Raw genomic sequence first — 26,659 nt, 5'->3', positions numbered from 1 at the left:
TCCGGGCGGGCCGCCGCACGGTGGCCCGCCCGAACTTCCCACGACCCCATGCCTACTCAATCTCACACGCGCGCCCTCGCGCTCCGGCTCTTCGACGAGCTAGGGCGCGAGCTGATCGGCGCCTCGCTCACGGCGCGTGGTTGGACCTTCGGGTTCGACCGCGCCCGGACTCGGCTCGGCGTCTGCCGACCGGCGACCAAGCGGATCACGCTGTCCGCTCACCTCTCTCGCACGCTCCCAGAAGCGGAGGTCGAGGACACCGTCCGACATGAGATCGCCCACGCGCTCGACCACGAGTTAAACCCGAGCCGTCGCGGCCGACGCGCCCACGACCGGACCTGGAAGGCGCTCGCCCGGCGCTGTGGGGCCGCCCCCGAGCGGTGCTTCACGGGCGACGTCCCCACGGACCCCGCCGCGCCGTACGGCGCCGCGTGCCCGTCGTGCGGTCCTGTCCGGGACCTCTACCGCGAGCCCGTCCGCGCCCACGTCTGCCCGACGTGCTCGCGGCCCGGGCGCCCCACCTACCTCCGCGTCGTCCACCGGCCGACCGGACGCATCGTCTGGCAGGGTGGACCCGAGCGCGGTCCGTACGGCGGCACGGCGGGCGTCGTCGCTACCTGCCCCGGCTGCGGCGCCGCCACCCGCCGCGCCAGGCGCCCCACGCGCAAGACCGCCTGCGCCGCGTGCTGCGCTCGCCACGCGGGCGGGCGCTACGACGAACGCTTCCGCCTCCGCTTCGCCTGACCCCGGCAGCTACGCGGGCTCTGGTGCCGTCGTGACCGCCCGGAGGAGGTCGCGCAGTACGCCTGGCGCGTCGTCGCCGTGGGCCACTTTCCACAGGTCCACCCGGAGCGAGCCGACCCCGTAGTGCCCGTGCCTCACCTCTGACACGAACGGCCGCACCCGTTCGGGCAGCCAGTCGAGTAGTCCGCCGGGGTCTTTGAGGTAGAACTGGAGCGGCGCCTTCTGCGTCGACGCCACCGAGCCCAAGAGCCGCCCTTTCCAGGTGAGGTTTAAGAACCGAGCGCCCGCTTCCTGGATGCGGAGCCTAAGCGCGTCGTTCCAGTCCCTCGGCCGCCAGTGGACCGTAGTCGCGGCCCGATCAGGCGACCTCGACGGTCGGCGCGTTGTCCGGGGCCGTGAGCGCAAGACTCGGGATCACTACGTTGACGAACAGGTCGTCTACTGGCGACTGTCGTGTCCTGCTGCCACAACCGCACGACAGCTCGCATTCTGTGCTACTGCTGCCACGCTGACGGGTGGTTCGACGATCTCTTCATGCTCGGGCCACGGTGCCCGTCATCTCGTCAGGCGGTGGGTCAGGGCGCCCGGGCTCAGAGCTCGAGGCCTAGCTCGATCGCTGCGTCCATCAACCCGCCTTTGAAGTCTCGGAAGCCGCGCCAGTCCAGCGTCCCGTTGATGCACAGGCCGCTAACCCGGCCGAACACCTTCAATGCCTGGTCTGCCGTCGAGATGCACGCTAGCGTCTCGAAGGCGACGGCTGTCCACTGTCGCCGCACCGTTTCTGTTGGCAATGGCCCTCCCAACTCTGATCGCCAAAGCCAGACCACGAATGAGCCCAGCACAATGCCGGCGCTCTCGGCGGTCGTCCCCTCCCGAGTCAAGTAATCGAACGGCGCTCGGGACCGCGAGGTGAGCAACCCGCGCTCGCGCTCGATGGCGCGCGCCAGCGTCCCCGACGACAGCGAGACATAGCGGTACCCCCACCCGACGAGTCTCAACAGGAGGCCGTCGAACACAGAATCGGAGACCGCGCCGGTCTCGCGTAGGCGTACGAGGACGGCATACGAGTCGGTCGTCGCTGTCCCCACTTTCTCCGCCTGGCCTCTCAGGAGCATCCCGTCCGAAAGAAGCGGCACATCTCTGGCCTCGGCTTCATAAGCGGCCTCAGCGGCGGACGGCCCGAACACGTCCTCGAACTCGTCCGGACGCCCCTCGGCCGCCGCCCGCTCCCGGTCGGGCGTCCAGCCGATGATCCGAACCGCGCGTCTGTCCGGATCGAGCGGGAACGCTGTGACGAGATCGTAGAGCCCTTGAAGGTGAGCCCGCTCCCGTTTGACGACGTCAGAAGCGGTCTCGGTGAGGACCAGCGTCTCGCCGTCCTCACCCAGCCCCATCGTGCGCTTCTTACCGTCGCTTGACGGCTGATCCTTGTCCAGCGCGTGCCTCAGCTCGTCGACGAATGCTTGGGGGACGAGCACTTCGTCGAACGTAGCGACGGCCTCCCGGAGCACACCCAACTCGTAGAGAGTCACGAGCGCGGACGAGTCGGCGACGACCACGTCTGTACGCTCTGCCACCTCGTTCGACCGCTCGCGCAAGGTGGGGTGGCCCGGGTACGCGGCGCGGCCGGCCTCCGGGTTGGCGACCGTCGCCCCCCACGCTTCGAGGACGTTCCTGCCGATCAGCGACGCGACAGCTCCCAGCGGGGCCTGGCCGCCAGTGAACAGCTTCGCCCGGACGTTCCGCATCCCCTCGTGGCGAGGCCGGACGAGGTCGATCATGAATCCCGCGAGCTCGTCAGGGTCTTCGGGGATCTTCTCGAGCCACACGAACGGCTCGGCCTCGGGGAACCGCTCGGCGTGGTGGTGCAGGATGTCGTGGAACTGGTCGAGGTACTTTCCGTCGAGCGGACCGGCCGCCGCGATCTCGTCGCCGTGGAAGAGGAAGAGCCCGGCGAACTGGCGGTGGAACCGCTCATCGTCGAAGGCCAACTCCAGCGCCCGGTACGACAGGTCGAGCGCTCGCCCCAGGTCTCCGGCGTCGGCGTAGGCTCCCCCGACCACGGCCAGCCGGTAGGGGTCGTTGGCGACCCGCGCCTCGGCCAAGCGGAGCGCGTCGAGCGCTCGGTCGGGCAACCCCAGCCGCAACAGGGCCTGCCCATAGGCGACCAGATCCTTCGTCCGCTCGGGGTGCCCTGGAAGGACCCGGTCGTACCGTTCGACGGCATCGACGAAGGCCTCCAGGTTGACCGACACGGCTGCGGCGACCGACTCAAACTCCAGGTTCAGGCGTGAGTCGTTCGCCGCAGCCAGCGCTTGCTCGCACAGCCCGAGGCATTCCCCGTACCGACCGAGGTTGAGCAGTGCGGCGGCTCGCCGGAGCGTGTGACGGTCCGGGTCGTTGGGATCGTCGAACGGGGCCACCAGGCGGACGACCCGGTCGAACGCTCCGTCCTCGAACAGGAACTCGCTCAAGAACAGGTGCGCACCCCTCCAGCGGCCCCGTGCCCGCCGTCCGGGCTCGTCGTTCGCACTCGTGATCTCGGGGCAAGAGGTCTCCACGACCGACTCCAGCTCTGCGACAGCCCTCGCACGCTGTCCCCCACGCATGGCGTGGCGTGCCCGCGCGAGCGCGACCCCAAAGGGCACGAGGTCGGCGGCCTCGACGCGGTCGAGTACGGCCTCCGCCTTCGTTGTCTGCAGCGCGTTTGCGTAGGCGTCTGCGAGCTGGATCGCAGCTTCGGACGCCTCCGGCGACGACTCCGGGTCCGACCCTACCGCCTCAAGCGCGCGGACGCCCTTGTCGGTCCGCCCGTCGGCCAGCGCCGCCGACGCCGCCAACCGGACGGCCTCGACCGAGCCGTCCAGGTCTAGGAGTCGCCTGCCCCAGTCGGCCGCCTCCACCGTCTCGCCGGTCTCCATCAACTTGACGATGAGGTTCCGGATGACCCGGTCGTTCTCGGGTTCCAAGTCCACGGCCTCTTGCAAGTCCTCCAGCACCCCACCCCGTCCCAGCCAGTCCCGGACTGTTGCCCGGTAGAGCAGGAGATCCGCCCGCGTCGACGGCCGTTGGTCGCCCAGCACGGCGAGCGCGCTCGTCGCCAGGGCGTCGGTCTCCTCCAGGAGCGCCCGGTCGTCATCGGTCCCCCCGTCCGGCCCGTAGCCGTACGCCGCAGCAAGGTCCAGCACCGTCGACTCCGCAAACACCACCGTTGGCAGGACGAGCTCCGGCCCGGCTCCCACGTCGGTAGCGCGCCGTGCCGCGTCGCGGGCCTCGGCGTAGCGGTGGGCCATGCGCAAGAACCACGACCGGGCGCCGAGTTCCTCCGCTGTCTCCCCATCGTACAGACCAGCAGCTTCGTCAGGCCGACCGAGCAGCGAAAGCGCGTTCGCCCTCGCGCTCCGGGCCGGACCGCTCTCGGGGTCAAGTGCAAGCGCGGCCTCAGCCTCGCGGAGGGCCGCCTCAGGATCATCGCCCAGCAGGTAAACGAGCGACCGGTTCACCAGGCGTCCCTCCTCCGTCCCCGACCAGTAGCGGAGCACCGCCTTCAGGTGGGGGAGGGCGTCCTTCGACGTGTGCGGGTCGGCTAGCGCCACGCGCGCGAGCACATTGTGGGCGCGCCTCAAGACTTCGGCATTGGCCTCACCGTCTCGCTCAAGAACCTCATGTGATAGCCGCGCGGCGTCCACGTGCCGACCGTCCTCGAACGCCTCCTCGGCTGCGGCCACGGGCTCCCCCGCATCCGGTGCCCCGGTGTCGCCGTTGGCTGGCACCAACCCTCCGGCCGTGCTCGTGACGGCATCGTGGAGCGCACTCAGCTTGTCCTCGATCCGGCTGAAGCTCTCTCGGGCCTCCCCGCGTTGAGCGCCGACGTCACGCAGGATGTCATCCCGGGCCGACTCCACCCGGCCCTGCAACCGGCGAACCTCGGGGGAGGTCTGGTCATCGAGCGCACGTTCGAGGGTCGCCCGGAGTTGGACCTCGACCAACTCTAGCCGCTTCCGCTCCTGGGGACCACGTGCCATTGACACGCTGAACGTTGGGACTGCCTCGGGGTCCGCGATCATCGAGACGATGGCGGACGAGTTCCCCTCGTGACGCGCGAATCGGCGGACCAGGGCAGCGTCGGCTCCGGTTCCGTCCGAGGCAGCGGTCAATGCCAGGTTGATGAGATCCTTCGTCGCCTCATTCGACGTGTCGACCCCGAGAGCTTCCCGAACCTGGCGGGCGTATTCCGACGTCGCCGCACGCCGCTTGATCTCGTCCACCGCCTGGCTAGCGATGGAGCCGGACACGACATCGAACGCTTTGGCGAGAGCTCCAGACATCGGAACGCAGATGGTGGTGCCAGGAAGGATATCGCTCCCCCCGTGACATCCGTGCGTCGGACAGAACACGCCGCTGAGCTCGGGTCCGATCACCAGCTACGTATGCGCATTCGGCCTACGCCGCGCCAAGTCCCCCAAGTCTACCGAGGGGGACGGCACGGTAGGCGTGGGCCTCGTGCCATTGCGTAACCTCAGCCCGGCGGGCGAACTAGCGACCCACGGGTCGTCTCGCCATGAGGGCACCTCCCTCTCAATAAGACCACGCGCACGCCTGTCCATGACTCATCCGCTGATCGGCGTCGAGATCGAGAACCTTCACGGCTTTCAGCGGGCCACGCTCGGTCTCGACCGCGAGCGAATGGTGATCGTCGGACCCAACAACTCAGGGAAGACCGCGGCCCTCACCTTGATCGACTGGCTCCTCAACCGGGCGACGGACGGTGAGATCAGAGGCCAGACGCTCCGACCCGAGTCGGAGGCCGTCCTCCTCCCCGCGCGGGACACACGCAACAGCGCACGGCGACTAAACCTCCACGTCCGCCAGACGGGCAAGGCTAAGCCTGCTCACCTCCGGTACCGGGTGCTGACCTCCGGCGGGACCCACGGGTACCTCCGGTCCGGGGCCGCCGTCCGGGGGGAGAAGCACGAGGCGGCCCCCGAAGCACTGAAGATCCTCGGTCGATTCAGAGAGGAGTTTCGGTTCGTCCACGTCCCTTCGTTCCGAGATGCTCAATCGGAGCGGTTCTCGTCGACGCTCAAAGAAGCTTACCTCTCCCGCCTCGAAGAACGGGCGCTCCATGTCGGCCGGGGACGGAAGCGGAGGGAGAGCCAGCAGTTAAACCGAGCGATCTCGACGCTCAGAACGTTGACCAACGATTTGGTCGGACCGCTCTGGAACGACATCAAGTCTGAGCTGCCGGCTGGGCTGGCCCGGGACGGGCAGTTCGAGTTCTCGGCACCCCCCGAACGAGTCCTCGACTGGCTCGTGGAGTCGCTCGAGTTCCGTCTCTCTACGGCCGACCATGACGCCCTCGGCGTCGGGGTCGACCAGGTAGGTGCCGGTCTCCAATCGCTCCTTGACCTCGCCGTCAACGCGAGCGGGGCGAGCGAAGGCGATGTACCTGTGTTGCTCGCCGTCGAGGAGCCGGAGGCGTTCCTTCACCCATCCGCCCAGCGCACCCTTGCGCGACGGCTCCTCGCGGACCGGCCCAACACTCGCGTCATCATCACGACGCACAGCCCGCTCGTGGTGGACGAAGCCTCTGCTGCCGACGTCGTCGTGGTCAAGCACCACACGTTCTACCAGCCCTCGTTGGCGACCGACGACGCGCAGGCCAAGAGATCGGCGTTCATGACCGGCTCAGGGGCCGAGGCCATGTTCTCGCACGGGGTGCTCCTCGTGGAGGGCGATGGGGACCGCCAGTTCTTTGAGGCCCTCCGGCGTCGTTTCGCGGCTGTGGACGAAGCAGGCTGCCTCGATCGACTCCATGTGCTCGCGGTCGGCTCCAAAAACTACTTCGCCCCCTGGATCCGATTGTTTGACGCCTACGGGAGGGGAGAGGACCGTCCCATCCCATGGCTCGCCGTCCCCGACGCAGACGCTGCGACGGCCATCATACAGGCGTTCGACGAGACCAACACTCCATTAGCGAAGGCCCGCGCCTCGCTCCAATCCGCCTCGCAGGCCTTCGGCAACGTCGATCTCTCCGCCTGGAAACAGCACAGCCAGGCCGTCAACACCGCTTGCCGCGACCTCTCGATCCCACTCCGTCTCCTCTTCGCTGACCTGGAGCAGGCCATGCTCGACGATGCCTCCGAGGCCACCTGGAAAGACCTCGCTGACGCCGCCGGCGTCTCCGTCAACAGCCGGGGAGGACTCATGCGTAAGCTAGGCTCTAAAGGCGTGGACGGGACGCAGTCCGGGAACGCCGTTAAGGCTCCTTGGATCCGAGGACTCATCGGCCGCCAGATACCTCTAAATGAGCTGTCGACCAACGTTGGTGACGTCCTGTCCACGTGGTACGGGTTCGTGATGGACGACGCCGCGACCTTTGTCGAGCAACACACCACCGCATAGCGAGTGCCTCCCTCCGACCTCGACCTGCTCCTCCGTCTCCGCTTGGTCGTCGCACGCGTCGGCGAGTCCGACAACGCCAACTGGTGGGCCTCCGACGGCGTCCTGAGCCCAACGGGTCAGTACGCCTACGACCGGATCGCCCCGCGCACCGGCCCATTCGCTCGGGCGCGTGTGGCGTTCGCCGTCGCCCAAGAGCGCTGCGCCAGCCAGGTGCCACCCGGAGCCCTCACGCTGTGGACCCTCCCGGCCGATACCGAGGAGGCGTTCGACGACCGCTGGTCGCACTGGCTCGACCACGTCGAGGACTGGGCACCCACGTTTGCGGCCGTCGAAGCCATCAATACCTCCAGCATCCTCACCGCACTCGTGGAGCACGGGCTCATCGACGGCCAGCACGCCGACGCGGCGCGGGCGTTGACGGCCGCCCCACCCGACCCCTCCGTCCGACTGGCGGAGACGGCTCACATCGACGTGGACGCTGTCCGCCAGCTCGCCGCAGGGTTTGCCTGTAGCCAGCCGGCCGCCCTCGTCGTCCCCTACGTCCGGTCGAACGCTTGACCCCGACACGGAAAGACGTCGTCTCCTCCTTCACTTTAATCAAGGGCGCCCTTGTAGACGAGACCTACGCTGCCTTCGCCGATTGGGACCTCGGCCAGACGCAGGACGAAAACCTCGACCGCCTCCGCCGGACCAACTCAATCGGGGCGTCAAGCGCCAACTGGCTCCGCGACGTCGCCAAGGTTCTCCACCGACGCTATGACCCCGAGGGGCGCGACGCCCCCCTCGTCGGGCTCGCCCAACGCGGATGCCCGCGCGACGTCTGGACCCCCCTGATGATTTGGCACGCCACCCGAGACGAGTTCCTCCTCGCCGACTTCCTCCGGGAGTGGCTCTACGAGCGGCACCGAGATGGCGTCTACAGGGTCCGCGTCGAGGACCTGCTCCCGTACCTCGCTAGCCTCCCCAGCCGCGCCGAGGCCGTCACCGGGACCAAGCAGTGGAGCGAGAGCACCGCGAAGCGGGTGGCCTCTTCCTTGCTCAAGATTTCCAACGATGTCGGCCTCCTTCGTGGGACGCGAGTCCGCGAGTTTGCCCCGTACCGGCTCCCCGACCCCAGCCTTCTGTACCTCCTCCACGCCGTCGCCGAGCGCGAGCCCAACGCCCGCAACCTGCTCGACGCGCCCGACTGGCGGATGTACTTGATGAGCGCCGCGGACGTCGAGCGCGAGGTGCTCCGGCTCCACCAGTACCGCGCCCTCGACTTCCAGGCGGCCGGCTCCTTGGCCCAACTCCGCCTGCCCGCCCCCTCCCTCGCCGACTTCGCGCGGCAGATGACCTGGTAGCCCCGTGACCGACGCCCCCTGGACCGACCGCCTGACCGGCACGCTCGAACCGCTCCTCCTCCAGGAGGACCCCCGGCCCGACATCAGCGCCTACGCGGACATGCCGTACGCCATCTTCCGGTACCCGCCCGACGCCGAGTTCCCGGTCCGCCAGGAGCTCGCCCGTCTCCGTACCCGGCTCGAGAACGGGGGGAAGCGGGTCACCGCCCTCTCGCTCGCCGAGTGCCTCGACGCCGCGCTCAAAACCGTGGGCTACAGCTGGGCCGACCTGGCCGGCGCGGAGCAGGGGGTCGGTCTGGAGAAGGCGGCCGAGACCGTCCACCAGATCTTGTCCGACCACGTCCCGCTCGACGGACTGGTCGCCGCCCGCATCCCGGACGACGCCGCCCCCACCCGGGACGTCGTCTTCGTTACGCGCGCTGGCGCTCTCTTCCCCTTCTACCGGACCTCCTCGCTCCTGGACCAGCTCATGGGCAAGGTCCTGGTCCCCGCCGTCCTGTTCTACCCCGGCGAGGTCGAGCCCCCGGCCGGTCTCCGGTTCATGGGGCGCCTCGACGCCGAGCACAACTACCGCCCAAAGATCTTTTGAGCACCTCTGCCGCCCCCATCGAATCCCTCTTCAGCCGCGACATCCACCGGCGGATCGAGGAGGTCATCAAGGTCGATCAGACCGACGACGAGGTCGTCCTCCAAGAAGTCGAGGAGTACGTCGCCACCGAGGCCATCTGCGGCCACATGGCCCAGGTCCTCGACCGCTACAACGACACCTATTCCCAACCCCACGAGGGGATCGGCGTCTGGATCTCCGGCTTCTTCGGCTCCGGCAAGTCCAGCTTCGCCAAGGTGCTCGGGCTCGCCCTCCAAAACCGCCCGCTCGACGGCCTCCCGGCCGCCCAGCGTGTCGGCCGCCAGTTCGTCGGGCCGTGCGGCGAGAAGGTCCGGGTGCTCCTGGCCCAGATCGCCGAGCGCGCGCCCACCGAGGCCGTCGTCTTCGACGTGTCGTCCGACCGCGGCATCAAGAGCGGGAACCAGACGCTCACCGAGATCGCCTACCGCCAGCTCCTCAAGGCCCTCGGCTACGCCACCGACCTCGACCTCGCCGAGCTCGAGATCGCCCTCGAAGGGGAGGGGCGCCTCGCCGACTTCCAAGCCGCCTTCGCCCGGCTCTACGACAAGGACTGGGCGCAGGCCAAGTCGCTCGCCGTCTTCGCCGTCACCCAGGCGAGCCGGACCATGCACGAGCTCGACCCCGACACCTACCCGGCCGCCGACAGCTGGCAGACGGGCGGCCTGGGCCGGGCCGACATCACGCCGGCCCTGCTGGCGGAGCGGACCGCGCTCTTGGTCGACCGCCGCCGGCCGGGCCACAACCTCGCGTTCGTCGTCGACGAGGTCGGCCAGTTCGTCGCCCGCGACGTCCAGAAGATGCTCGACGTCCAGGCCTTGGTCCAGGCCCTAGGCCGTGTCGGGCGCGGGCGGTTCTGGCTGGTCGTGACGTCGCAGGAGAAGCTCTCCGAGGTCGTCGGCGGCCTAGACGGAACGCGCGTCGAGCTGGCCCGGCTCATGGACCGCTTCCCGACGCAGGTTCACCTCGAGCCGTCCGACATCGCCGAGGTCACCGCCAAGCGCGTCCTGTCTAAGAACGCCGACGCTCAGGACACCCTGCGCGCGCTCTACGCCGACCACCACGGCCGCCTCGCCAAGAACACCCAGCTCTCGGCTGACATCCGGCTCCCCGACCTCACCGCCGAGCGGTTCGTCGAGCTCTACCCGCTCCTGCCGTACCACGTCGACCTGGTCATCGGCGTCGTCTCGGGCTTGCGCACCCAGGGCGGCGCCTCCAAGCACGTCGGCGGCGCCAACCGGACCATCATCAAGCTCGCCCAGCAGCTCCTGGTCCGGCCCGACACCGACCTCGCCTCCAAGCCCATCGGGCGCCTGGCGACGCTCGACCTGGTCTACGACCTGGTCGCCGGCAACATCCCATCCGAGATCCGCGGCAAGATCGACGCCATCCCGGACACCGTCGAGCACCCGCTGGCCCAGGACGCCGCCAAGGCCGTCGCCCTGCTCACCTACGTCCAGTCCGTCCACCGGACCGCCGACAACGTCGCAGCCTCGCTCTACCCCGAGGTCGACGCCGACAGCGTTCTCCCTCAGGTCCAGGACGCCCTTGACGAGCTCGTCGCCTGTCACCAGGTCCGCCGAGGTGACGACGGCTACCGCATCCCCACCCCGGCCGAGGACGACTGGGAGCGCCAGCGGGCCGGCGCCCAGCCTCGCCCCGCCGACTCGGCGCGCTTGTACAAGACGGCCGCCGAGGCGCTCTGGAAGCCCCAGCCCAGCCACGCCCTCCACGGCACCCGGCTGTTCAAGGCCGGGCTCGTGGTGGGGGGCGAGCGGCTGGTCGACGGCGACCTCCCGGTCTACGTCGAGCTCGACGACCCCGCCCGCCTGGACGACGCCAAGGCCCAAGCCCGCGCCCGGAGCCAGGCCGAGCCCGGCGCCGTCGTCTGGGCCGCCGCCCTCGACCCCGCCTTGGTCCGCGCGGCCGACGAGGCGTACCGCTCTCGGGACATCCTGACGCGGCGCGAGCGCCAGGCCAAGACGCCCGACGAGCTGGCGCTCGTGGCCGAGGAGAAGGCCCGCCTGTCGCGCGCCCAATCGGAGCTCCAGGCCCGGCTCGCGCGCGCGCTCTTGGGCGGCGGGGCCTACTTCCGGGGCAACGACCGCAGCCCAGACCCCAAGGCCCCCGACGTCCGCCGCGCCGCCGAGGCGCTCGTGGCCCAGGCGCTCCCCCAGGTCTACGACCGCTACGCCGAGGCCGCCGTCCAGGTGGGCCGGCGCGACCTGGAGACGCTCCTGTCGTCGGAGAGTCTGCGCGGTCTGCCCGCCACGTTCACCGACCTCGGCCTGCTCCGCGACACCGACGGCACGCCCGTGTTCGTCACCGACGGCGGGCCGCTCCACGAGGTGCTGGCGGTGGTCACGCGGCAGGCCAGCCTGGGCGACCCCGCGACGGGCCGCGCCCTCACCGACCACTTTGCCGCCGAGCCCTACGGCTGGGAGTTCGACGTCGTCCGCCTGCTCGCCGTCTCGTTGGTCCGCGCCGGCGCCGTGGTCGCCACCAGCCAGGGCAAGGAGATCGACGGGGCCACGGGCACCGAAGCCCGCACAGCGTTCCCCAACAACAACCTGTTCCGACAGGCCTCCTTCCGGCCCAAAGAGGGGCTCGACGGCCGCAAGCTGGTCGAGGCCGCCCGCCACGTCGAGGCCACGTTCGGCGTCCGCGTCGACGAGCTGTCCGAGGAGGCCGTCGCGCGCACGCTCCGTGCCCAGGCCGACCGCGTCGAGCCCGAGATCGCCGACGCCGCCGCCCGGCTCGCCCAGCACGCGCTCCCCGGCCGAGACGTGCTGGCCGGCGCACTCGACCAACTCCGCGCCGTCCGCTCGGGCTCCGGCCAATCGGCGGTCCTCACGTTCTTGAGCGCCCACCACCAGATCGCCGAGGCCGTCAAGCGGGCGGCCGACCTGGAGGCCGCCCTCACCGAGCCCCGCCTAGACATCCTCGATCGCGCCCGCCAGACGCTCCAGGCCCAGGCCCCCGTCCTGCGGGCGGAGCCCGACCTCCCACCCGAGGTCGCCGACGCCGCCGGGCACCTAGACGACCTCTTGCGCCGCGAGCTCTTTTTCCAGTCGCTCCCCGAGATCGAGCGGCACGCGGGCACGCTGCGGTCGGCCTACGACGCTCGCTTCGAGCAGGCCAGCACCGACCGCGCCGCCGCCTACGGCGACGCGCTCGCCGCGCTCCGCGACACGCCGGGCTGGGACGCCCTGGCCGACGACGACCGCCAGTCGGTCGCCGAGCCGCTGGCGGCCTACGCCCAGGACCCCGCGCCGGACACCCCGTTCTCCCAGCTCCGCGCCGAGACCGACGCCTGCCCCGGCCGCTTGGTCCGGGCCCAGCAGGAGGTGATCCGGCGCGTCGAGGGCGGGCGCGTCGTCCACGTCCGCGCCGGCCAGTACGCGACCGGCGGCATCCACGACCCGGCCGAGCTCGACGCCGCCCTGGGCGCGCTCCGCCAGGCGTGCCTGGACGCCCTCGCCGACGGTAAGACGCTCTTCCTCCAGTAAGCCTGTGACGACCGACCTCCGCAACGCCCTCCAGACCGCCACCCAGAAGGCCCGCCGCCTCCTCGAAGACGAGGTGGGCGACCAGCTAGAAGGGCTCTACGACGTCTTGGACGACGGGACCGTTGCCGACGAGCCCGGCGCTCACTTGGACGACGCCCAGCGCGGCCTCCGCCGCCGGGTCGTCGAGGCTATCGAGCACGAACGGGCGGCGGGGAAGACGCCTGCCGAGGCCGTCGCCGCATTCCGCCGGGAGGCCGCCTTCACCACGCTCAACCGCTTCGTCGCTCTCAAGATGCTCGAGGCCCGGGACCTCATCCCACAAGCCGTGTCGAAAGGGGAGGAAAGCGCCGGGTTCAAGAACGACTTCACGCTGCTGGCGCCCGGGCTCAGCGCGCTCCCCGACAAGGGGTACCGGCTGTTTCTGGAGACCCTCTTCGACGAGCTCGGCCGCGAGGTCCGCGTCTTGTTCGACCGCCGCGCCACCGCCGGCCGGATGTGGCCGCGCCGCCCGGCGCTCCTCAAGCTCCTCGACACGCTCAACGCGCCCGCCCTCGCCGACGCTTGGGCCGACGAGGAGACCATCGGGTGGGTCTACCAGTACTTCAACGACCCTAAGGAGCGGCGCCGGATTCGCGACGAGAGCGCGGCGCCTCGGAACAGCTACGAACTCGCCCTCCGAAACCAGTTCTTCACCCCCGACTACGTCGTCCGCTTCCTCGTCGACAACACGCTCGGGCGGATCTGGTGGGAGATGCAGCGCGGCGAGACGGCCCTCGCCGACGACTGCGCCTACCTCGTTAGACGCGCCGACGAGCGGTTCGAGCAAGACGCCCCGGACGACCACGACGGCGCACTCATCCCGCCCCGGGCGCCGAAGGACCCCCGCGACCTCAAGGTCCTTGACCCGGCGGCGGGCTCGGGTCACTTCTTGCTCTACGCATTCGAGCTCCTGGCGACGATCTACGGCGAAGCGTGGGAGGCCGACGAGCAGCCGGCCTCGGACCTCACGGGCCGGACGCTCCGCGACGACTACCCGACCCAAGACGCGCTCCACAGGGCGCTCCCGCGCCTCATCCTCGCCCACAACCTCCACGGCGTCGACATCGACCCGCGGACAGCGCAGGTGGCCGGGCTCGCGCTCTGGATGCGGGCTCAAGCCGAGTGGACCCGCCTCGGCGTCAAGCAGGCGGACCGAGAGACGGTCACGAAGACGAACCTCGTCGTGGCGGAGCCGATGCCGGGCGAGCCCGACCTCCGCGACGAGTTCCTGAACCAGCTAGAGCCGGCGCCGCTCCGGCCCCTCGTCCAGCGCGTCTTCCGCGAGATGGACATGGCCGACGAGGCCGGCACGCTGCTCCCCATCGAGACCGTCGTTCGGGAGGAGGTGGAGACGGCGCGCATGGCGGCCCAAGCGCCCGGGCTGTTCGACGGCGCCCCCGCCGACCCCGAGGCGTTCTGGCAGGACGCCGAGGACCGCGTCTACCGCGCCCTCAACACCTACGCGCGAGCCGGGGAGCAGGCCGAGAGCCACCGCCGCCGACTGTTCGCGGACGACGCCGCCCGGGGGTTCGCCTTTGTCGACGTCTGCCGCCAGCGCTACGACGTGGTGCTGATGAACCCTCCCTTCGGGTTGGCGACCGAGCCCGTCTACGAGTGGATGCGGCACGGGCGCTACCGCTCCACGTTCGTCGACATCTACGCGGCGTTCGTCTCGCGGGGAATGGATCTGTTGACGCGGGGCGGGTTGGTCGGAGCCATCACCTCGCGGGCCTTCCTCCTCACGAAGAAGCTCTCGGCGTGGCGGAAAAACGAGTTGCTAGGCCATATGCGACTCCTCCTCGATCTCGGGATCGGTGTAATGGACAGCGCCTTCGTGGAGGCTTGTGCCTACGTGATCTCGAAGGACGAGCAGTCGGATCTCGTTGCTCTTGATGCCCAAGGAGCGACTTTCGACGAGTTCCTGAACAACCTTGACTACCGTGCGCTGGCGCCAGATGACAGCACCCGCTTCGTGACCGAGCACGAGGTCTTCGAAAGTATTCCGAGCAACAAGCTGCTCTACTCTTTGCCGGGAAAACTCTCCAAGCTGATTTCGACAAGCCGGGTACTTGAGCCTGATGTTGCCACAGCAAGAGAGGGAATGAGATCCTTCGATGATCCTCGCTTCGTACGCTTGAGATGGGAGGCTGCCAGTGGAAGTATTGGAGATCAGCAGAGATGGGAGCCTTTCGCGAAAGGTGGAGCCTTCGCGCGCTTCTACAGCGACATACACCTTCTGTTAGGCTGGAATCGGCAGGGCGAAGAAATGCAACAGGTGAATCGATCAAAGAATGGGTCGACTGCGCAAGTCCGGCAAGCTTCTGACTACTGGCGGAGGCTTGGATCTACGTACTCGAAGCGGAGCGCGCGGGGATTCAGTGCGCGCGCTCTGCCAGCAGGATGTGTCATAGGAGCAAAGGGGCCAGCAGTGCTGAGCCAGTCTGATATCACTCCGCAGTACTTGACTGGCTGGCTGAACGCGCGGCTCCCTCTCGCGCTGATCCACATTCAGGCGAACGCATCCGAGTTCAATACAGGGATCTTGAAGCGGTTGCCTTGGCAACACGATGCCGAACTGGCGGAAGATCTGGAGGCGCGTTCCGCTCGGATGATCCGCGAATCGCAAATCGCCGCGAGCCACCTCAACGAAGTCAACTCCGTCTTCGACGCGCCGGTGGTCGGAACCTCCGCCACTAACGGGCTGGAACTGACTCAGGCGCTCCTCCAGGACCGCGACGCCCTCCTGGCCGAGACGCTAGCAGCGTTCGACGAGGGCGTTGACCAGATGTACAACGTCGACTCCACTCGCTTCGCCGCAATGGTCGGCCTCGGCGACGACGACGAGGCCACCGCCAGCGGCGACGAGGATGAAGACGATGAGGCGGCCATCGAGGCGGACGCCTACGCGCACAACATCATCTCCTACGCGCTCGGCTGCACCTTTGGCCGGTGGGACGTCCGCTACGCCGCCGGCACCGCCGATCCCCCTGAGATCCCGGACCCGTTCGCCCCGCTCCCGGCCTGCCCACCCGGGATGCTCGTCGGCGAGGACGGCCTCCCCGCCGCGTCGCCCCCAGACGGCTACCCGATTGCCTTTCCCGAAGACGGCCTCCTCGTAGATGACCCCGGCCATCCCCGAGACATCGTCGCCCGCATTGAAGGGGCGCTTGGCGAGATCTACGACGACCCGTCCGCCGAGCGCGACGCCCTCGTCGCCATGCTCGGCGCCAAGACCCTCCGCGCCTACCTCCACCGCGGTAGCTCGTTCTTCGAGTCCCACCGCCGCAAGTACAGCAAGAGCCGCCGGAAAGCGCCCATCTACTGGCCGCTTTCCACGCCGTCCGGCAGCTACACGCTCTGGCTCTACTACCCGCGCCTCAACCGCGACACGCTTTACCGCGCGCTCGACTTAGCGCGGGGCAAGGTGGCCCACGAGGAGGGCCAGCTCCGCCAACTCGAGAACGACCTCGGCGCGGACACCTCCGCCGCCGCCCGGAAGAGGGTCGCCGTACAACAGGACGCCGTCGCCGAGCTCCGTCTCTTCCGCGACGAGATCGAAGCCACGGCCCCCCTCTGGCGCCCCGTTCACGACGACGGCGTCCTGATCAACTTCGCCCCGCTCCACCGCCTGTTCACGCTCTACCGCCCCTGGCAAAAGGAACTCGCGAAGGCGTGGAAGGAGCTCGCACACGGCGACTACGACTGGTCGCACCTCGCCATGCACCTCTGGCCCGAGCGCGTCGTCCCCCTCTGTGCCGAGCGCGCTGACCTCGCGCTCGCGCACAGCCTGGAGGACGTGTTCTTCGAGCGCCAGCCCGACGACTCGTTCCAGCCGCACGACGAGCCTACCGAGTCCGTCGCCAGCTTGGTCGCCGACCGCCAGTCGCCCGCCGTCCAGGCCGCCCGCGACCACCTCCTCGCGCCCCGCTAGCCATGACCGACGAGCAAAAAGACGCGCTCATGCAGGCTGTCGTCCCGTACTACGGGATCTACCGCGCGCTCACCAGGGCGTCGGATGCGTCGGAGAGCGCCGCCAACAACGACGACCTCCAGGAACTCGAACGGCTCGAACGGCGCCAGGAGATCGAGATGCGAATGGCCGAGCGCCAGGCCAAAGTCGCCCAGGAGCTCGCCATCGCCGACCGCATCCGGACGGCCGAGCAGGTCGAGATCGAGGAGTTCTATGACGTGACGGGGGAGGGGAGCGTCGGGGCCACCGTGGACGAGTCCGCGCTCTCGCTCGGCGCCAAAGGCAAGGGCCAGAAGGTGGCCCGCCGCGTCTACCGCTTCACCGGCGTCCGCCCGCCCGCCACGCCCGACGCCTAGCCCATGCACCTCCTCCACGACCACCTCGCCCAGACCCTCCGCGGCCACCTCGACGCCCGCCGCGTCGTCGTGCTCTACGACCCCCGCGGCGAGTTCGGCCCGTTCCTCGACGAGCTGGCGCCCGAGCCCGGCGACCCGCTCCCCCGGGCCGTCTTGGGCGGGCTCGATACGTTCGTGGCCCGGTTCGAGGGGTCCTACTTCGGGCTCCGCGCCGCCGTCGAGCCCGTCGTCTCGGCCGCCCGGCCCGACCCGCTCCTGGTCTACGTCCCGGCCCCCAAGCCCCGCCCCCACGAGTCGCTCCTGGCCGAGCTGGAGGAGGGCGGCGTCACCTACGAGCCCCAGCTCGCCAGCCTTGCCCGCGTCTTGCTGCGCCGCTCGCTCACCGACGGCCAGATCGACGGCCTCCTGCCCGACGGCCTGACCTACGCCGACGTCGCCGACGTCCTCCGCCAGCAGGACGAGGCGTCGGCCCCGTCGATGCTCCGGACCGTCTTCGATACGCCCGACGGCGACGAGCTCCTGGCCCGCTGGCTCGGCGACCTCGCTTCGGACGCGGCGGTCCAGGCGAAGGATGCCAGCGGCGAGCTCGCGGCCCTGCTCACTTCCCGGCTCGGCCTGGAGACGCCCGCCGACGCGGACCCCGCCGCGCTCCGCCACCAGGCGCTCCGGTTCGCCCTGCTCGCCGAGTTCCGCGACGACCTCGACGGCGACCCGCCCCTCGCCATCGCAGACGTCCCGGCCCCCCGCACCGCTGACCATACCAAACGCGCCCGCGCTCTCGTCGAGCGGCTCCGCCAGCGGCACCCCGCCGCCTACCAGAAGGCCGCCGACGCCGTCGCGGCCGACTTCGCGCTCGCCCAGGCCGACCTCGACCCCGCCGCGCTCGGCCGCGTGGACACGTTCCGGTTCGAGTCCGACGCCGTCCTTGCCCACACCGCCGCCCGGCTGGCGGCCGACGCCTTCGGCGAGGCCCTGGCCCTCGCCGACGTCCACGGCGCGAGCTTCTGGGCCCGCCACGACGTCCAGCACCAGGCGCAGTGGGAGACCTGCCGGCTCCTGGCCCGACTCGGGACGGAGCTCGAGCGCGTCGAGCGGGCCGTCGAGACCCAAGCCGGCACCCCCGCCGCCTGGGTCACCGCCTACGCCGACGGCGACGCGCCGTGGTACCGCGCCGACACGCTCCACCGCCAGCTCGAAGCCCACGTCGCTGGGCTCGACCAGGACCCCGCCGCCGAGGAGGCCCTCTTCCGCCTGCGTGACCGCTACGCGCGCTGGGTCCACCGCGCCGCCGAGCGGTTCGCCGACGCCCTCAGCGCCCACGGCTGGTCCGTCGAAGGGCCGCTCGCCCAGACCTCCGTCTACGCCACGCTCGTGGACGGCGCCCCGGAGCCCGTCGCCTACCTCGTCGCCGACGCGCTCCGCTACGAGATGGCCGCCGAGCTGGCGCAGCGGCTCGATGGCGCCCTCGACCTCCGCCTGCGGCCGGCCATCGCTGCGCTCCCCTCGGTCACCGTCGTCGGGATGGCGGCGCTGCTGCCCGGCGCCGGCGCCTCGTTCCGGCTGGGCGCCGTCAAGGGCAAGCTGGCCCCGTCGGTCGGCGAGACGCCGCTCCCCGGGCTCCCCGCCCGCCAGAAGCTGCTCCAGGCCCGCGTCCCCGACGCCGCCGACCTCACGCTCGACGACCTGCTCCGCCAGTCGGCCGCCAAGCTGGCGACCGCCGTCCAGGGCGCCCCGCTCGTCGTCGTCCGCTCCCAGGAGATCGACGCGCTGGGGGAGGGGGGCTTCGACCTCGCGCGCCACGTCATGGGCACGGTCGTGAGCAACCTGGCCCGCGCCGTCCGCAAGCTCGCCGAGGCCGGCGTCGCCCGCTTCGTCGTCGTCGCCGACCACGGCCACCTGTTCGCGTCACGCAAGGGGGCCGACATGGCCGTCGAGGCCCCGGGCGGCGAGACCGTCAAGCTCGGCCGCCGCTGCTGGGTCGGGAGGGGAGGCACCACGCCCCCCGGCGCCCTGCGCGTCTCGGCCGCCGCCCTCGGCTACGACGCCGACCTCGACGTCTGCTTCCCGCCCGGCGCCGCCGTCTTTAAGGCCGGCGGCGACCTCAGCTACCACCACGGCGGCCCCAGCCTCCAGGAGATGGTGGTGCCAGCCCTCACGTTCCGGCTCCCCACCCAGGCCCCCGCCGCCAGCACCTCGGCAGAGGTGGAACTGGCCGACCTCCCGACGGCCATCACCAACCGGACCTTCGGCGTCCGCGTCCGACCGTCGAACTTGTTCGCGGCCGAGCCCGTCACCGTCCGCGTCGTCCTGCTCCACGGCGGCGCCGAGGTCGGCCAGGCCGGCATGGCGATGGGCGCCGACTTCGACCGCGAGCACGGGACGGTCACGCTCCCGCCCAACGGCGAGGCCACCGTCGGCCTCCTCCTCGCCCGCGACGACGTCGCCGACGTCTGCGTCGCCGTCCAAGACCCCGAGACCGGCCGCCGCCTGGCCCAGTCCGACCCCATCCCGCTCCGTTTGTCCGTCTAGCCCATGACGCCTGCCCCCCCCGCCCGCGACGCGCTCGACGACAAGGTCGCCCGCGTCTTCGCCGGCAAGGTCGTCCGCAAGGACCTCGTCCGGAAGGTCAAGGTCGGCGCCAACGTGCCGGTCTTCGTCTTGGAGTACCTGCTCGGCAAGTACTGCGCCTCGTCCGACGAGATGGCGATCCAGATGGGGCTCGGCGTCGTGCAAGACACGCTCGCTACCCACTACATCCGCCCCGACGAGGCCACCAAAGCCCAGAGCCGCGTCAAGGAGAAGGGCCGACACACGTTCATCGACAAGGTCAAGGTCAAGCTCGTCGACAGCGCCTACTGGGCCGAGGTTGTCAACTTCGGCCACACCAAGGTCCGCATCCCCGACCGCTACGTCCGCGACTTCGACCGGCTCCTGACCGGCGGCATCTGGGCCCAGGTCGAGATGGCGTGGGAGCCCGACGACGAGCGCTACCCGTTCGTCATCGAGAAGCTCACGCCCATCCAACTCGCCTCCTTCGACCTCGCCGAGTACCGCGCGCTCCGGGCCGAGTTCACCACGGCCGAGTGGACCGACCTCATGCTCCGGAGCATGGGCTACGAGCCCGACGAGATGGAGCTCCGGACCAAGCTCCTGTTCCTGTCCCGGCTGGTCCCGCTGTGCGAGCGGAACTACAACCTGATCGAGCTCGGGCCGCGGGGGACGGGCAAGAGCTACGCCGTCCAGGAGATCTCGCCCTACGCCTCGCTCCTGACCGGCCCCACGACCGTCGCCAACCTGTTCGGCCACATGAACGGCCGCCAGAAGGGGATGGTCATGATCTGGGACGTCGTCGGGTTCGACGAGGTGGCCGACCTCCAGAAGATGCCGCTCGAGGTCGTCACCACGCTCAAGACCTACGGCGAGTCCGGCCAGTTCCAGCGCGGGCAGGAGGCGATGGCGGGCTACGCCAGCCTCGCCTTCTTCGGCAACACCCAGCAGCCCGTCGACGTGATGGTCCAGACGGGCCACCTGTTCGCCCCGCTCCCCGACGCCATCCGCGACGACATGGCGTTCATCGACCGGCTCCACGCCTACCTCCCGGGCTGGGAGGTGCCGAAGATGCGGAACGAGCACTTCACCGACCACTACGGCTTCGTCGTGGACTACCTCGCCGAGGCGCTCCGCGAGCTCCGCAAGTCGAACTACACCGAGCTCCTCGACCGCCACGCCGCGCTGGGCTCCCACCTCAACGCCCGGGACCGGAAGGCCGTCCGCCGCACGGTCTCGGGCCTGGTCAAGATCTTGCACCCCGCTGGCGACCCGAACGCCGAGGACCTAGAACCGCTCCTGGAGCTCGCTATCGAGGGCCGGCGCCGCGTCAAGGAGCAGCTCAAGAAGATGGGGGCGTTCGAGTACTACCACACCTCGTTCAGCTACACGCTCAACGAAACGGGCGAGGAGCGGTTCGTCGGCGTCCCCGAGCAGGGCGGGCGCGACCTCATCGCCGCCGACCCGCTCTCGCCGGGCACCGTATACGCCGGCGCCGTCGCCACCGACGGGACGGTCGGGCTCTACCGACTGGAGGTCACGCCCGCCAGCGGGACGGGGAAGCTCAAGCCCGCCGGAGGCCTCAGCGGCATCACCAAGGAGTCGGTCACCCGCGCCCACAGCTACCTCCGGGCTAACAAGACGGCCTACGGGCTCGACCGGCTCTTGGACGTCACCGACCTCCACGTCGAGGCCGTCGACCTCTTGGGCAACCGGGTCGCGGGTGAGATCGGCGTGGCCTTCGTCGTCGCCGCCGTGTCCGCGCTCCAGAAGGCGCCGCCGCTGGCGGGCCTCTTGGTCCTGGGCGACCTCTCCATCGGCGGGAACGTCAAGCCCGTCCACTCGCTCGTCGAGCCGCTCCAGGTGGCGATGGACAACGGGGCCCGCCGCGCGCTCATCCCCATCGAGAACAAGCGGAGCTTCTTCGAGGTCCACGCCGACGTCCTCGAGACCGTGGACCCCATCTTCTTCGGCGACCTCCGCACCGCCGCCACCAAAGCCCTCTCCCTCGACCGGTAACCCTGGGGCCGCCGCCCTCAGTTCTTCGCTCGGTCTCAGACGATGCCTCCTCGATCATGAGACTCCCCGACTCGCTCCGCTACACCAACGCTATTCTCGATCCCGTCCACGGGATCGTCCGGCTCTCCAACGAGGAGCGCGCGGTTCTAAACCATCCGCTCTTCCAGCGGCTTCATCACATCCGTCAAAACGGACTCCTCTACTACGTCTTCCCAGCGGCGTCGCATACGCGATTTGAGCACAGCCTCGGCGTCCTTCACATCGCGCAAACCATTGTCGAGAGCCTCCTCCGCAACGGGTACGCCGCGTCGAAGAAGGGGCGTGCGCGATCTGTCGGAGAGGCAGCAGAAGGCGAGGCGGTCGCCCTTCACACTCTCGATGAGGAGGTGCTCACGGCGCTTATTCGCGTGGTGCGTTTCGCCGGGCTCGTGCACGATCTCGGACATGGCCCCCTCTCCCACACCTTCGACAGCTTCGCCCCTAAAACAGGCCCCGTCATCGAGATCGTCCGCACGGACGAGCGGCTGGCCTCGGTCCGCGGACTAGCTGAGAACATCGGGCAGAGCGACGATCCGAACAAGGCAGACCGACCCCGTGTCGAGCACGAGGAGATGTCCTGCATCCTGTTCGCGGTCATCTGGGATCAGCTCCTCAAGGACGGGGAGGTGGCTACCAACGCTACAGGCGTCGATGCGCAGCACGTCCCAGGAGTGGTCGCTGCAGCCATACTCCAAAGACCGGAGCTGTGTCTGTCCGAAGGGCTCAAACGCTACGTCCCCCTCCTCCACGATCTCATCGCATCGGCCCCGCTCGACGCGGACCGGATGGACTACCTCGAGCGCGACAGCCGGTCCATCGGTGTCACCTACGGCCTGTACGACCGAGAGCGCGTTCTGCGCTCGCTCTTGGTCTGCACCTCGCACGACTCCACGACCCTCCGTCTCGCCGTCAAGCGCAGCGGCATTCGGGCGGTGGAGAACTTCGTCCAAGCCAGGTTCCAGCTCTTCACCCAGGTCTACTACCACAAAACCAACCGAGCCACCTCGGCAATGCTGGAAGCGATCGCCAAGCAAGCAGGGGACGAACTGGACCTCTTCACCCCCTCAACTCTCGACGACCTCGTCGAGACCTACCTGGAATTGAGCGACGAGACGTTCATCCGTGTCCTAAAGGGTGACGAGACCGTTTCCAAGGACTTGCGAGACATCGCGCGCAAGATCTCTCGGCGGCAGCTCTGGAAGCGCGTAGACGAGGTGACCCAGGTCGACGTGAGCGACGATGTGGAGGTCATCCTGAAGAAAGCCGAGGACAGCGAGGGCACACCTCCTGCCAGGGGCGAGAAGCCGACGGACCGAAAAGCGGCAACCCAGAAAGCGGTCAAGCAGCGCTTAGAAAAGCACAGGCGCCAACTCGTGGCCGCCCACCCCGACGCTTCTCTCCATCTGGACACCGTCGACCCCAAGGCCACCAAGGACATCGACCGCAAAGACGTAGCCCGGATCCTCCACCGGGGTTCAGATGGCGTGTACGGTCTTGTTCTCGGCCGCTCGTGGGCCGACGAACTCCCCACACTCCGCGTCCTCGCACAGGAAGAGGTGAGCATCGGCCGGCTGTACTATTCTGGGGACGACGAGACCACGCTCAAAGCCTTGCGTGCGGCTGCGCTCACGCTAGACGATCCCCAATGACACACACTGAGATTGAGGCCAAGCTCGAGCTGTCGGCCGATGACTACGAGCGGCTCCGCCAGTCCGGAGAGCTCATCCAGCGGATCGACCTCCTCAACGTTTATTACGACGCTCAAGGGACCCTAGCGGACCGGGCTATCACGTTCCGCGTCCGCCACACGGCAGGTGGGGACACGGAGGCGACTCTCAAGGTCCCCACATGCCAGAACGGCGCCACGCGTACCGCGTCCGAAACCTCCTGGGCCTCTTGCCGCCTCGCCCCACGGCTCGACGTCGAGCACGATCTCCCAGAACCATTGCACGGCCTGTTAGGAGACCTGGGGGTGCAGCACCTCGACCGCGTGGGTTGGATGCGAACCCTCCGAGTCGTGGTCTCGCTCGGTAAGGGGGCAGCGGTCGAGCTCGACCGCGTTCGCCTTCCCGGTGGACGCACCATCTTCGAGGCCGAGGTGGAGAGCGACGACCCGACGGCCCTCAGGAGCGCCGTCCAGGCCATCCTCGCGGTGGCGCCCCAAGCCACGGCTTCCCGTCTGAGCAAGTACGAACGGTTCACCCATGCCCTCAGCAGCAACTGCGTCTCCATGGAGCAGGAGCCATCATCGCCTCGCTGGAAGACCACCTAGACCGACTCTAGCGAGGCGACCTTCCGCTGCGCCGCTCTGGGCTCCTCAACGACGGGAAGGACACCCCACTCTGCTGCTTCCGTCAGCACCGGTCATCCCCCGCGCAAGGCAGGAAAAACGAAGCACACGCTCGCAGTCCACCGGAGCTCCCAGATCTAGAGCCACGATCACCCGTTCGCAAACACAGCGAGTCGCGAAGATTCTCCGGGACGGCTCAGCCGCCCGGGACGGCGTCAAATGACGGAAGAGGACGTCCGTCAAAAGCTCGTGGGCGACTGGCTCCGAGACCACGGGATGTTGAACCGCGGTAGGCCCATCGCCGGGTCCAGTTCCGTCCGCGACACGTCGTGGACGCCCAGCCGGCACGCGCCGATGATGTCGTAGATCTTCTCGACCCGGACGCGCGCGCTGTCGTCCTCCTCCAGCGCGCACCGCGCCACGAAGCCGGCGTCGTGGACCGCGAACACCACCGCGTCGAAGACCGGCGCGTAGTCCGGGTCGAAAGGGCAGTTGACAAAGACGCCCTGCGTGTAGGCCGCCACCGGCTACTTCTTGACCAGCGCCGGTGCGCTCTTGAATTGGGACAGCGACGTGGACTTTGCCATCTTCGACGTCCGACCGTCGCGTACGCGCTTCGCGGCCGACAACGCCTTCGCCAGACTCACGGCGCCCACCTTCGACGAGCTTTTGACGGTGCGATGGGACTTCGACATGGGGTCAGAGCAAGGGGACGGAAAATAGATTGCGGCGCGCCACTCAGGATACAACGGGGCCGAATGGTCGATCCGTGCGATCCAACTCAGCGGAAGCTGACTGGTGAGCGTGACCGACGAATGCTGAGATCAGTCGGCGGGCGAGCTCGGGGCGATAAGCCGTACGCGCGGCTTCGTAGTGCCCCACGAACACCGCGTCGCTGCCCGGCGACACCGGCATTCGCAGTCGATCGCCTCGGCGTAGCAATGGCGGGGCCGGCATAGGCTGACCGTCGATGAACACCGACGTCAGGTACGTTGTCTCGTGTTCGAGCTCGGCGAGCAAGAAGGCGACCGCGCCTGGAGGGGCTAGGGCATGCTCCGTGCACTCAGCGCCGGGTACTGCGGTGAAGAGAGGCCGGACGTACTGGACCCCGTCGTTGAGCTCGACGAACAGGTGCGGACACGACCCGAAGCCCCATTCCACGTCAAGTATCCCGATCCGCCGGGGCTCGAACGCCCTGACTGCTATCTCCGCCGTGGAGTCGCCGTCGAGAGACTGAATCGACATCTCCTCGGGCCAGAACGTCGGTCCGATGACCCAGGCTTCGGCAAGTTGCTCGGAGAGGTCCGCGAAGCTGTCGAACCACAGACGGTCCCCGATCTCATCCCAGTCGTGGCCATGATCGACACCAGAAGCTGTGTAGGGGATGACCAGAGTTGCGAGCGGGACCAACAGCGTCTGGCCTGGGGCAAGCGCGGAGCCGGGGCCGACGGCTTCCAACGACTGTCCTACTCCCGGCTCGAGCGCCTCGTAAGGTTGGTTGCGCCCGCTCCGCCCACTGCCACGGAGGCGGTCGAGGTGGACGGCCTCGGCCGATCGATTGGTGATTTGCAGGTGCAGAGACCACAGAGGCGCGACCGCGTGCGACTCTTCGAAACGCCCGGAGCCGCAGTACTCGAACTGCGTTGTGACCTGGGCAAGGCGGTCGAGGCGGACCCCTGCGTCGAGGAATGATCGGGTGATCGGGTCTTTGAAATGCTTCTGTACCTCTGTCGCGCTCGGCGTACGGGTGAACGTGGGGTGCTCTCCACCCCACGGCTCAACCTTCGCGTCCGGGTGTGCACGTTGGTAGGCGTTCGCACTCCTGAAGCCGCGCCCGTACTCTGATTCTCGGCGCCCTTCGCTCCCGAGCGCACGAGCAAGCGCTGACTGGTAGCGCCCTGCGGGCGACAAGAACAGGGTCCCATCCTCAAACGGGGTGCCGTCGAGACGGCCCGCAGCGATGTCGAACGTGACGTCCGAGCTCATGCAGACGAGGTAGCGGGTTTCGATGCCGTGAGCGCGGTCCCATCCGGTCACGGTGCCGTTGAACGCCTCGGCCCATGACTCACCAAACGCTCGGGCGACGAGATCCCGGCGGTTGCGAAGGCGTCGAGACAACTCCGCCTGGTCCCAAACCTCAAACCGGACCTCGCCGAGCCGCTCGCCTGCCTCGGTGAGAGCGTTCAGACGCTGCCGCGAGTTGAGGCGCTCGGCTGTGCAGAGAACAAAAGCCTCAACGCTGTCAGCTAGGCCATGATCTAAGAAGAGTGAGACCGCTTCGCGGATCTTTGCCGGGCCGAACCGCTTCTCGCGTTTGCACTGGTAGGCCCGCTGCTTGCCCCATTCGAGCACGGCCAGAATGTCGATGCCGTCCTGATAATCTCCCTTTACACCGTAGCGCACGGCTCGTTCGACTTCGCCCTCGTCCAGTACGAGGTCCAGGCAAAGCTCTTCAAACGCATCAGCAGTGAGCTGAAAGAAGTCGAGATGCGGAAGAAGGCCCCGCGTGGGTGGCGTGTGCATTGAAGGTCTGTTATGTGAGAGGTCGATCACGCTGGCTTGTCCAGGGTAAGCAGGACGCATAGTTAAGAGGGCATTCTCCCCAATTGGATCCTGCCATGATTGCCCTCAGTTCGTTCTCCCACTAGTACAAACTCGGAGCTGTCCGCATAGCGCGCTCGGCTGTCTCACCTCTACCGCGTTCGCGGCGTCGATCTCATGGGGCGCTACCATGCCGCCCGCCCGGCCCGCCCTCACCCGAGCACTCCTCCAG

16 protein-coding genes are annotated in these 26,659 nt (G+C 68.8%); 12 read left to right on the top strand and 4 right to left on the bottom strand.

From position 1 onward, the window contains the following. The first annotated feature begins 48 nt into the window (after nucleotides 1-48). Nucleotides 49-744, top strand: coding sequence for a SprT-like domain-containing protein (locus RM540_RS06745; protein ID WP_311662789.1), 696 nt, complete (start codon nucleotides 49-51; stop codon nucleotides 742-744). A gap of 9 nt (nucleotides 745-753) precedes the next feature. Here RM540_RS06745 and RM540_RS06740 read toward each other — a convergent pair whose 3' ends face one another. Next, a complete protein-coding gene (locus RM540_RS06740; RefSeq protein WP_311662788.1) occupies nucleotides 754-981 on the bottom strand; it encodes a hypothetical protein in 228 nt (75 codons plus the stop codon). 353 nt (nucleotides 982-1,334) lie between these two features. Continuing rightward, a complete protein-coding gene (locus RM540_RS06735) occupies nucleotides 1,335-5,012 on the bottom strand; it encodes a PIN domain-containing protein (RefSeq protein WP_311662787.1) in 3,678 nt (1,225 codons plus the stop codon). 337 nt (nucleotides 5,013-5,349) lie between these two features. Here RM540_RS06735 and RM540_RS06730 point away from each other — a divergent pair, with 337 nt between their 5' ends. From RM540_RS06730 to RM540_RS06680, 11 genes are read left to right on the top strand one after another with little or no spacing between them, the layout of a single operon-like run. Next, nucleotides 5,350-7,149, top strand: a complete 1,800-nt coding sequence (locus tag RM540_RS06730) for an ATP-dependent nuclease (RefSeq protein WP_311662786.1) — start codon at nucleotides 5,350-5,352, stop codon at nucleotides 7,147-7,149. A gap of 3 nt (nucleotides 7,150-7,152) precedes the next feature. Continuing rightward, a complete protein-coding gene (locus tag RM540_RS06725) occupies nucleotides 7,153-7,707 on the top strand; it encodes a BrxE family protein (protein WP_311662785.1) in 555 nt (184 codons plus the stop codon). Continuing rightward, nucleotides 7,704-8,492 (top strand): BrxA family protein, encoded by a 789-nt coding sequence (locus tag RM540_RS06720; RefSeq protein WP_311662784.1) that lies wholly within the window; start codon nucleotides 7,704-7,706, stop codon nucleotides 8,490-8,492. Before RM540_RS06725 ends, RM540_RS06720 begins: the two co-directional genes overlap by 4 nt. A gap of 4 nt (nucleotides 8,493-8,496) precedes the next feature. Beyond that, complete coding sequence (locus tag RM540_RS06715; protein ID WP_311662783.1) at nucleotides 8,497-9,081, top strand: BREX protein BrxB domain-containing protein; 585 nt, start codon at nucleotides 8,497-8,499, stop codon at nucleotides 9,079-9,081. Then, nucleotides 9,078-12,626, top strand: a complete 3,549-nt coding sequence (gene brxC, locus RM540_RS06710) for a BREX system P-loop protein BrxC (protein ID WP_311662782.1) — start codon at nucleotides 9,078-9,080, stop codon at nucleotides 12,624-12,626. The genes RM540_RS06715 and brxC overlap by 4 nt, the downstream gene beginning before the upstream one ends. 4 nt (nucleotides 12,627-12,630) lie before the next feature. After that, nucleotides 12,631-16,596, top strand: coding sequence for a BREX-1 system adenine-specific DNA-methyltransferase PglX (pglX, locus tag RM540_RS06705; RefSeq protein ID WP_311662781.1), 3,966 nt, complete (start codon nucleotides 12,631-12,633; stop codon nucleotides 16,594-16,596). A 2-nt stretch (nucleotides 16,597-16,598) separates the two neighbouring features. Beyond that, nucleotides 16,599-16,991 (top strand): hypothetical protein, encoded by a 393-nt coding sequence (locus tag RM540_RS06700; RefSeq protein WP_311662780.1) that lies wholly within the window; start codon nucleotides 16,599-16,601, stop codon nucleotides 16,989-16,991. 3 nt (nucleotides 16,992-16,994) lie between these two features. Next, nucleotides 16,995-19,520: a PglZ domain-containing protein gene (locus RM540_RS06695; RefSeq protein WP_311662779.1), complete on the top strand. Its 2,526-nt coding sequence runs from the start codon at nucleotides 16,995-16,997 to the stop codon at nucleotides 19,518-19,520. 3 nt (nucleotides 19,521-19,523) lie between these two features. Then, nucleotides 19,524-21,557, top strand: coding sequence for a protease Lon-related BREX system protein BrxL (gene brxL, locus RM540_RS06690; protein WP_311662778.1), 2,034 nt, complete (start codon nucleotides 19,524-19,526; stop codon nucleotides 21,555-21,557). 56 nt (nucleotides 21,558-21,613) lie between these two features. After that, complete coding sequence (locus RM540_RS06685; RefSeq protein WP_311662777.1) at nucleotides 21,614-23,245, top strand: HD domain-containing protein; 1,632 nt, start codon at nucleotides 21,614-21,616, stop codon at nucleotides 23,243-23,245. Beyond that, a complete protein-coding gene (locus tag RM540_RS06680; protein ID WP_311662776.1) occupies nucleotides 23,242-23,868 on the top strand; it encodes a CYTH domain-containing protein in 627 nt (208 codons plus the stop codon). The genes RM540_RS06685 and RM540_RS06680 overlap by 4 nt, the downstream gene beginning before the upstream one ends. 257 nt (nucleotides 23,869-24,125) lie before the next feature. On the opposite strand, the gene RM540_RS06675 is transcribed toward RM540_RS06680, so the two are convergent. Both RM540_RS06675 and RM540_RS06670 read right to left on the bottom strand, forming a co-directional pair. Continuing rightward, a complete protein-coding gene (locus RM540_RS06675; RefSeq protein WP_311662775.1) occupies nucleotides 24,126-24,410 on the bottom strand; it encodes a hypothetical protein in 285 nt (94 codons plus the stop codon). Between the two features lie 214 nt (nucleotides 24,411-24,624). Next, nucleotides 24,625-26,439, bottom strand: a complete 1,815-nt coding sequence (locus tag RM540_RS06670) for a hypothetical protein (protein WP_311662774.1) — start codon at nucleotides 26,437-26,439, stop codon at nucleotides 24,625-24,627. Nucleotides 26,440-26,659 lie beyond the last annotated feature (220 nt).

This window comes from Rubrivirga litoralis, assembly GCF_031846415.1.
Taxonomy (GTDB): domain Bacteria; phylum Bacteroidota; class Rhodothermia; order Rhodothermales; family Rubricoccaceae; genus Rubrivirga; species Rubrivirga litoralis.
This window is presented reverse-complemented; position numbering and strand designations above follow the sequence as displayed.

What these genes read in the sequence shown, in the direction of transcription:
- RM540_RS06745 (WP_311662789.1), top strand. Translation starts at nt 49, where the DNA reads ATGCCTACTCAATCTCACACGCGCGCCCTCGCGCTCCGGCTCTTCGAC.
- RM540_RS06730 (WP_311662786.1), top strand. Translation starts at nt 5,350, where the DNA reads ATGACTCATCCGCTGATCGGCGTCGAGATCGAGAACCTTCACGGCTTT.
- RM540_RS06700 (WP_311662780.1), top strand. Translation starts at nt 16,599, where the DNA reads ATGACCGACGAGCAAAAAGACGCGCTCATGCAGGCTGTCGTCCCGTAC.
- RM540_RS06695 (WP_311662779.1), top strand. Translation starts at nt 16,995, where the DNA reads ATGCACCTCCTCCACGACCACCTCGCCCAGACCCTCCGCGGCCACCTC.
- brxL (WP_311662778.1), top strand. Translation starts at nt 19,524, where the DNA reads ATGACGCCTGCCCCCCCCGCCCGCGACGCGCTCGACGACAAGGTCGCC.
- RM540_RS06685 (WP_311662777.1), top strand. Translation starts at nt 21,614, where the DNA reads ATGAGACTCCCCGACTCGCTCCGCTACACCAACGCTATTCTCGATCCC.
- RM540_RS06680 (WP_311662776.1), top strand. Translation starts at nt 23,242, where the DNA reads ATGACACACACTGAGATTGAGGCCAAGCTCGAGCTGTCGGCCGATGAC.